At 58.7% G+C, this 7,536-nt stretch carries 8 protein-coding genes; 3 read left to right on the forward strand and 5 right to left on the reverse strand.

From position 1 onward, the window contains the following. Positions 1–3: 3 nt before the first annotated feature. From ntrB to nasR, 3 genes are all read right to left on the reverse strand, one after another. A complete protein-coding gene (gene ntrB / locus URZ40_RS20425; RefSeq protein WP_320721061.1) occupies positions 4–882 on the reverse strand; it encodes a nitrate ABC transporter permease in 879 nt (292 codons plus the stop codon). Positions 883–884: 2 nt separating this feature from the next. Next, positions 885–2,132 (reverse strand): CmpA/NrtA family ABC transporter substrate-binding protein, encoded by a 1,248-nt coding sequence (locus URZ40_RS20430; RefSeq protein ID WP_320721062.1) that lies wholly within the window; start codon positions 2,130–2,132, stop codon positions 885–887. Positions 2,133–2,359: 227 nt separating this feature from the next. Continuing rightward, the gene (nasR, locus tag URZ40_RS20435) at positions 2,360–3,544 is read right to left on the reverse strand and encodes a nitrate regulatory protein NasR (RefSeq protein WP_166711451.1); all 1,185 of its coding nucleotides are present in this window, start codon (positions 3,542–3,544) and stop codon (positions 2,360–2,362) included. A 72-nt stretch (positions 3,545–3,616) separates the two neighbouring features. Between nasR and URZ40_RS20440 the strand changes: the two genes are divergently transcribed. The 3 genes from URZ40_RS20440 to URZ40_RS20450 all read left to right on the forward strand — a co-directional run bounded on the left by URZ40_RS20440 (position 3,617) and on the right by URZ40_RS20450 (position 6,296). Then, positions 3,617–3,970 (forward strand): DsrE/DsrF/TusD sulfur relay family protein, encoded by a 354-nt coding sequence (locus URZ40_RS20440; protein ID WP_116339382.1) that lies wholly within the window; start codon positions 3,617–3,619, stop codon positions 3,968–3,970. 106 nt (positions 3,971–4,076) lie between these two features. Next, a complete protein-coding gene (locus tag URZ40_RS20445; RefSeq protein ID WP_316379645.1) occupies positions 4,077–5,861 on the forward strand; it encodes a methyl-accepting chemotaxis protein in 1,785 nt (594 codons plus the stop codon). Positions 5,862–6,056: 195 nt separating this feature from the next. After that, positions 6,057–6,296, forward strand: coding sequence for a DUF1883 domain-containing protein (locus tag URZ40_RS20450; protein ID WP_013096243.1), 240 nt, complete (start codon positions 6,057–6,059; stop codon positions 6,294–6,296). A 29-nt stretch (positions 6,297–6,325) separates the two neighbouring features. Here the strand turns inward: URZ40_RS20450 and URZ40_RS20455 are convergent, their stop codons facing one another. Next, entirely contained in the window at positions 6,326–7,021 is a 696-nt protein-coding gene (locus tag URZ40_RS20455) for a gamma-glutamylcyclotransferase (protein ID WP_028013457.1), read from the reverse strand. Positions 7,022–7,198: 177 nt separating this feature from the next. Continuing rightward, positions 7,199–7,429: a putative cation transport regulator ChaB gene (gene chaB, locus URZ40_RS20460; RefSeq protein ID WP_014884191.1), complete on the reverse strand. Its 231-nt coding sequence runs from the start codon at positions 7,427–7,429 to the stop codon at positions 7,199–7,201. Positions 7,430–7,536: the final 107 nt, after the last annotated feature.

Genomic DNA, 7,536 nt, shown 5'->3' on the forward strand with positions numbered 1-7,536 from the left:
TCCTTATTTTTCCTGCCAGCTAAAGCGACGGGCGATCAGCATCAGCCCCTGCTCCAGCAGCAGCCCGACCACGCCAATGATGACGATGGCGATGAGAATGTTTTCGACGTTGAGGTTGTTCCACTCGTTCCAGATCCAGAAGCCGATGCCGAGGCCTCCGGTAAGCATCTCGGCGGCGACAATCACCAGCCAGGCGATGCCGATGGAGAGGCGCACCCCGGTCAATACAGCGGGCAGCACCGCCGGAAAAAGAATGCGGCGCATAATGGTCCACTCGGAAAGCTGCAATACGCGGGCGACGTTGAGGTAATCCTGCGGAATGCGGCGCACGCCTTCGGCGGTGTTGATGACCATCGGCCAGATAGAGCAGATAAAAATGGTCCAGCTCGACGCGGGCTCCGCCTTCTGGAACAGCAGCAGGCCGATGGGCAGCCAGGCCAGCGGGCTGACCGGGCGCAGAAGCGCAATCAGCGGGTTAAACATGCGCGCGAAAAAGGTGAAGCGACCAATCAAAAAACCCAGCGGTATGCCCGCCAGCGCCGCCAGGCCAAAGCCGATGGCAACGCGCTGCAGTGAAGCAAGCACGTTCCAGCCAATGCCCATATCGTTAGGCCCGTCGCGATAAAAAGGATCGGCGAAAAGGGTAATAGCGGAATCAAGCGTGCTGAGCGGCGTCGGGAAACCTTTGCTGTTTATCGCTGCCAGCTGCCAGAGCACCACCAGCAGCCCGAGACCGAGCAGCGCCGGAATCACGCGCTGTAAAAAATCGTTCATCCGGCGCGCAAATGCGGGCGTACGGCGGCGAACCTGTACCGGAGGCAGGACAATCACTTCCCCGCACTCTGACGTCTGTTGTGGTTTCGTATTTTGCAGATGCGGCATAATCAGGCCCCTTTACGGTGAATGGCGAAACGGCTGGCGTACCCTTCCGGATCGGTGCCGTTCCAGACGGTGCCGTCCATCAGCGTGCTGCTGCGGTACGGTGATGACGGTGCGGACATGCCGCCGACCGCGGCGGCGGCATCCTGCCAGACCGCAGTCTGGTTAATGCGCTGCGCGATGCCCGCATAGTCCGGCGCGGCTTTGAGCAAGCCCCAGCGGCGGAACTGGGTTAAGAACCACATACCGTCGGAGTGGTACGGGTAGCTGACGGCCCCCTCGTTGAAGAAGCGGATCGGGTGCGCGTCCTGCCAGCGCTGGCCCAGGCCGTTGTCGTACTCGCCGAGCATCCGTCCGGTGAGGTACTGTTCTTTGCAGTTGAGCCACGCCCGGCGGGAGAGGATCTGCGCGGTTTCGCGTTTGTTTTCCGGGGACGCCTCGATCCAGCGCGCGGCCTCCAGCACCGCGCTCACCAGCGCCCGGGCGGTGTGCGGATTTTTCTCCACCCAGTCACGGCGCGTACCGAGGATTTTTTCCGGATGATCGGCCCAGATGGACTGCGACGTGGCGGCGGTAAAACCGATGCGGTCGTTAATCGCCCGCGCGTTCCACGGCTCGCCGACGCAGAAGCCCACCATGTTGCCAATGCGCATGTTCATCACCATCTGCGGCGGCGGCACTACTACCGTGCGCACGTCGTCAAAGGGGTTAATGCCCGCGCTGGCCAGCCAGTAGTAGAGCCACATGGCGTGCGTCCCGGTCGGGAAGGTGTGCGCGAAGGTATAGGTTCCCGGCGCTTGCTGTCCGATCAGCGTTTTCAGCCCATCGAGGTCGCGAACGCCCTTCTCTGCCAGATCGCTGGAGAGCGTAATGGCCTGACCGTTCTGGTTGAGGGTCATCAGGTTCGCCATCTGCTGTGGCTTGCCGGCGATGCCCAGTTCCAGGCCGTACAGCAGGCCGTAAAGAATGTGTGCGGCATCAAGTTCCCCCGCCACCAGCTTGTCGCGCACCGCCGCCCAGCTCGCCTCTTTGGTGGGAACAAGGGTGATACCGTATTTTTTATCAAAGCCTTTCAGGGCTGCGATAACCACCGGCGCGCAGTCGGTCAGCGGGATAAACCCGACGCGCACCGTCTCCTGTTCCGGTTTATCCGAGCCTGCCGCCCAGGCGGCCTGCATTACACCCGGTAACAGCACTGCGCCACTCGCCAGCATGCTGGCCTGCAAAAATCGCCGTCTCGACAAATCCGCCATAACCGCTCCCAAAAAAAAGCCAAAAAAAAGCGCCCGCCGTGCCGAAGCACCGCTGGACGCCTTTATCCCGAAGACTGATGCACCGCCGTTGGCGCACCGTCAAAAATGGTTAATTGAATAATGCAAAGCTAATGCCAGGTCTGAAGACTCTGTTTCAGGGCCTGAAGCCGGGTTTTGCCCGCGTTCACGCACCTCAATCAGGCATAAAATGCCCGCTGATTGTGCAGCTACTCCTTAGGTGTTACCTGCCACACGCTCTTCACCGTAAGCAGCGCGCGGGCGATATCCACCATGCGCTGGTTCTTGTCCATCGCCATTTTGCGCAGCGTCGTCCAGGCCTGCTCTTCACTCATATGCTGATGGGTCATAAGCACGCTTTTGGCTTTATCAATGGTTTTACGCTCCTCAAGCGTATCGCGCAGCGACGCGAGCTGGCGGGACAGCTGCTCTATTTCACGCGCCTGCTGGCGAACCAGGGTCAGCAGCGGTTTATCCGGGTAGTGAGCAAGCGGATCGTCCTCTTCATCCCCAGGAAGCGGGTACGCCTCGTCGCGCTGAATACGCTCATCCACCGCGACCATCAGATCGGCGATGATCGTCTCTTCCAGCGCGCGCAGATGCTCCAGCCGCGCCGTTTGCAGCGCAAACCAGGCGAGCGCGGTATGGCCATTGTCTGCGGCAGGCTGGCGGGTACAGGCCACGCGCCGGAGTTGCTCCGTCTCACGATCGGGCTGGCAGTTGAGTGAGAATATAGTCTGCACGTCAGCCTGGCTGTGGGAGAGAAAGATCTCAAAGCAGGCCTGCTGCCCGTCAATGCGGTCAACCAGCCGCTGGCGCGTCACATCGTCGAAAAAGCCCTGCGTAAAGCCAATCGCCCCCAGGGCCCGCTCCTGTCCTGCCAGCTCTTTCCCCTGCATCAGGCTATAAAGCGCGACGAAACGGCCCGCGATTTGCGGGTCGTCAATGCTGTCATTAAGCTGAGGCACGATACTGAGCAGGTGGCGCAGCATACGGGAGTAGTGCTCCATTGCCTGCGGAGCCGTCAGCGTTTGCCGACTTACACCGTCGCGCAGCGCGGGAAGCGTCTCAAGCGTGAGCAGCGCATTGCCGATACGTTCGCAAACGGCGCTTCCCGGGAAGGCGGACTGTTTTCCAAGAATGTCATTCAGTGCAGCAAGGTTTTCGTCCACCAGCGCCCGGCTGGCTTTGCATTCAGGCGCGTAGAGCTTACCCTGTGAGCAGAGCCAGACGTTGGACGCCCCGCGCTCGCACTGGAGCATATGCACCAGCTGGCTAATGCCGTGCACCAGCACGTTCAGCTGCGCCAGCCTGCTGAGCTGCTCCCGGCGCATACGCCTTGCGCGCTGGAGCCATTCGGTTGCACCTGGCGAAATGCCGGCCATTAATGTCATGCTTACTCTCCCGGACAGCGAAACTCCGGGTAATTAAGCAATATTCGTGCCTTTTAAAGAACAGGAGTCAACATGCAGAAGATTGTGATCGTCGCCAACGGTGCGGCCTACGGCAGCGAATCCCTTTTCAACAGCCTGCGCCTGGCGATCGCGCTACGCGAAAAAGAGAGCGACCTGGCGTTACGGCTTTTTTTAATGTCGGACGCCGTCACTGCCGGGCTGAAGGGGCAGAAACCGGCAGAGGGCTATAACATTCAGCAGATGCTGGAGATCCTGACCGCGCAAAATGTACCGGTGAAACTGTGCAAGACCTGCACCGACGGGCGAGGTATTACCGGGCTGCCGCTGATCGATGGCGTGGAAATCGGTACGCTGGTGGAACTGGCCGAATGGACGCTGACCGCGGATAAAGTATTAACTTTTTAATAATAAACCCGTAAAAATATTATTTTCTTATGGACGCGGTTTCAGCATCAAGTTTACCTGCGGGGTTGCCGATAGGCATGGAAACAACACAGCAGGTATTTCACTTATGTTCAGATCCATTCGCGCACGCATTATCGCCGCGACGACAGGCTGCCTTGTCGTCGCCCTTCTTCTCAATACCGTTATTAACTTCCAGGTGACGCGCCAGGATAACCAGCAGTCCCAGCGCGATATTCTGACCAGCACCAGCGCCAGCCACAACATGGCGATTGCCGACTGGGTCAAAAGCAAAATGACGGTGATTGCCTCCGCGCAGAGCATCGCGCTGGCTGACGATCCCGTTCCGGTATTTAAGCAGCTTGCCCAGGCTGGCGGCTTCACCAACGTCTACGTGGGCTATGCCAGCAAGACAGCGAAATTCTCCGACCCGGCGGGCGTCCCGGCGGATTATGACCCGACCATACGCCCCTGGTACCAGCAGGTGGTGAGCACGGACGGCCCGGTTGTGACGGCGCCCTACGTTGATGCCGGGACCGGGAAGCTGGTGGTGACATTTGCCGTGCCGGTGAAGGAGAATGGCGCTCTGAAAGCGGTGGTGGCGGGCGATGTCGCCATGGATAGCGTGGTGGCGAACGTGCGCGGTATCCACCCCACGCCTGCCAGCAGCGGGTTACTCCTGAACACCGACGGCACGGTGATTGCCGCCAACGAGCCGGCCCTGACGCTGAAGCCGTTTGCCGAGACGATCAAAGGCATCGACCTTGCAGCGCTGAAAAGTGGTAACCCGGTCGACGGAACGCTGAATGACGAGGAAAAAACCTTTATCGCCTCAGCCGTGCCGGGCACGAACTGGCTGCTGGTCGTCGCCCTCGACAGCAGCGACGCCACCTCCGGCATGCGTTCCCTGCTGAAAGCGTCGGCGATTTCGCTGGTGATCCTGGCACTCCTGAGCGGCGCTATTGTTCACGTCCTGATTGCACGCCTGCTTAAGCGCCTGTCCGACATTCGCGACGCGATGCACAGCATTGCCAACGGCACCAACGATCTTTCCCAGCGCCTGCCGGACAGCGGCGATGACGAAGTGGCGCAAATTGCGCAGGCGTTTAACGCCTTCAGCGATAAGCTCTCGGTGGTGATGGTCCAGCTTCGCGACGCCAGCGCCTCGGTGAAAAACGCCGCGCAGGAGATTGCGGCAGGCAACCAGGATCTCTCCGGACGTACCGAGCAGGCCGCGTCCAGCCTTCGCGAAACCGCCAGCGCCGTGGAAGAGATAACCGCCTCCGTCACCCAGTCGAATGAATCGGCAGCAGAAGCCAACGACCAGGCAAGCCGGGCCTCTGCGGCCGCAGCGCGCGGCGGTGAAGTGGTCTCGCAGGCCATCAGCACCATGCAGTCCATCGAAGTGGCTTCTGCAAAAATTGGCGATATCACCAGTGTGATCGACGGCATCGCCTTCCAGACCAACATTCTGGCGCTGAACGCCTCCGTCGAGGCGGCGCGTGCCGGTGAGCAGGGGCGCGGGTTCGCTGTGGTGGCCGGCGAAGTGCGGAACCTCGCCAGCCGCAGCGCCCAGGCGGCGAAAGAGATCAAATCGCTTATCGACTCTACCACCGACAGCGTGGCCACCGGCTCGCGCTACGTGCATCTGGCCGGGGAAAGCATGGATGAGATCCGATCCAGCATCGGCAGCGTCTCCGGCATCATGCGCGAAATATCTATTGCGACCAGCGAACAGATGAAAGGCATTCACGAGATCAACCACGCGGTAACCCATCTCGACCGGATGGTGCAGCAGAACGCCGAGCTGGTGGTGCAGTCCGCCGCGGCCGCCAGCGCATTGCAAAGCCAGGCGGGCGACCTTGCTGAAACCGCCGGTCATTTCCGCATTTAATTTTATTTCCGCGCGGGTTTACCGGGTAAAACCCGCGCCAGCTGAATGCTTTCAGGCATTTTGTCATTTTTGTTTAAACGTTATGCCATTTTTTGATCAAAATCAGCATCCCTCGCCTCCCTCTTTGGTGTTATGCAATGAGTATTTTGTGAACAATATCACGCTCGGGATGGGCAAAATCGACGGGGTAAATAAATGGCACTGGTGAAAACAAGTTTGAAACTGTTTGGCGGGGATACGGTGGTGGTGCGTTGCTCAGAGCGCTGTCGTATTCATCTGATGAGTGCGAAAGCACAGAAGCAGTCCCAGGCGGATATTCTGACCGTTCAGGATGATAAGGCCTGGCTAACCGTGCCGTATACCGGCACGTGGGATGTTCTGATCGACAGCCACAGCCAGTCGCTGGAACATTCGGTCAGTTACGTGGCAGCGTAATTTAAACGCCCGGCGAGCCGGGCGTATTCTCAGGCAAAACCCGGTCGCAGCGTGCTGTTGAGCGGGTTCCCTTCCAGCAACGCCTTCACCTTTACCACCAGCTCATTCAGACAATCGTCCTGCATGCCGAGGCGGGTCAGCTCCTGATCGAGGGAGAAGAGATACTGCGCGTTGGTGCCGAGCGGCCCGCTGGCGGCGGCAATTAACGGGGCAATCACCTGCGTGCGGGTGTCCGCCTCATACAGCGGATGGCGCGGATCCATAATAAACACCAGCGCGTTTACGGTGCGTCCGTCGTCAAGCTCCAGCTTGCACCAGCTCGGCATATAGCAGCCGGTGATCATCTCGCGCTTCCAGAGCAGCGTCAGCTCCTCTTCGAGCGTGGCATCCGGCAGGCGATACGCCACGCCCGTGGTGCGTCCGCCCTCTTTCAGTGCAAGCATGCGCCCTGGCTGACAGGCGCTGCCGCGTCCGGCCGTCAGGCGCAGGCAAAATGCGCGGTGCCAGCCGGGCAACGTACCCGTTGCCGATTCAACAAATTCGAGAGCCGGGTTCCACATCAGTGAACCGTAGCCAAAAATCCATACCGGGCCATCATCCGGGCGGCAGGCAAGCGTGGCAGCGAGCGACGCCGCACGTTGTTCAGCTGACCAGAGAAGCGATTCCTCAATAGCACCAAATGCCGTCTTACAATCTGCCTTCATTAAGAAATCACGCGTTAACACTTTACACCTCCGCCACTGCATGCTTCCTTGCGACATCTGTAATTCGCCTTCCCGACATTCTGTGCTGGTCATTTTGCCAGCAGTCAAATAACGATAAGCAATTAGCGGACCAGTTGCAATACAACGGAAGTTCAACCGCCTGAAAAGTCAAAATGAAGGCAGCGAATAATTTCACGGCTATTTCTTTTTATGCCATTTATCATCGTCTCCTTTCTCATAGTCATGTTTTACTGCGGCCCAGGCGACTTTGTGTGCCGTCTCTTCCCGGCTGGCATCATCCCGCCGATCGTCCTTATCTTTGTACTGATCCCATGCGCTGTTAAATGCTTCTTTATAGATATCCTGGGCGTGTTCGGGCAGGACGTTTTTCACGTTATCGGGTAATTCGCGTTTCGTTTTATATGGCATCACTAACCTCTCTTTTGGCTAAAGAGTAAGTGTGGACGACGATACGCCATGGTGCCACCCGGCAATAGATACTGATTAAACTAAATTCATAATCTATTGTTATTTAA

The organism is Enterobacter sp. 296B2 (assembly GCF_034106185.1).
Taxonomy (GTDB): domain Bacteria; phylum Pseudomonadota; class Gammaproteobacteria; order Enterobacterales; family Enterobacteriaceae; genus Enterobacter; species Enterobacter cloacae_N.

Excerpts from the sequence above, each read along its gene's own strand:
- ntrB (WP_320721061.1), bottom strand. The coding sequence starts at position 882 with ATGCCGCATCTGCAAAATACGAAACCACAACAGACGTCAGAGTGCGGG.
- URZ40_RS20430 (WP_320721062.1), bottom strand. The coding sequence starts at position 2,132 with ATGGCGGATTTGTCGAGACGGCGATTTTTGCAGGCCAGCATGCTGGCG.
- nasR (WP_166711451.1), bottom strand. The coding sequence starts at position 3,544 with ATGACATTAATGGCCGGCATTTCGCCAGGTGCAACCGAATGGCTCCAG.
- URZ40_RS20440 (WP_116339382.1), top strand. The coding sequence starts at position 3,617 with ATGCAGAAGATTGTGATCGTCGCCAACGGTGCGGCCTACGGCAGCGAA.
- URZ40_RS20445 (WP_316379645.1), top strand. The coding sequence starts at position 4,077 with ATGTTCAGATCCATTCGCGCACGCATTATCGCCGCGACGACAGGCTGC.
- URZ40_RS20450 (WP_013096243.1), top strand. The coding sequence starts at position 6,057 with ATGGCACTGGTGAAAACAAGTTTGAAACTGTTTGGCGGGGATACGGTG.
- chaB (WP_014884191.1), bottom strand. The coding sequence starts at position 7,429 with ATGCCATATAAAACGAAACGCGAATTACCCGATAACGTGAAAAACGTC.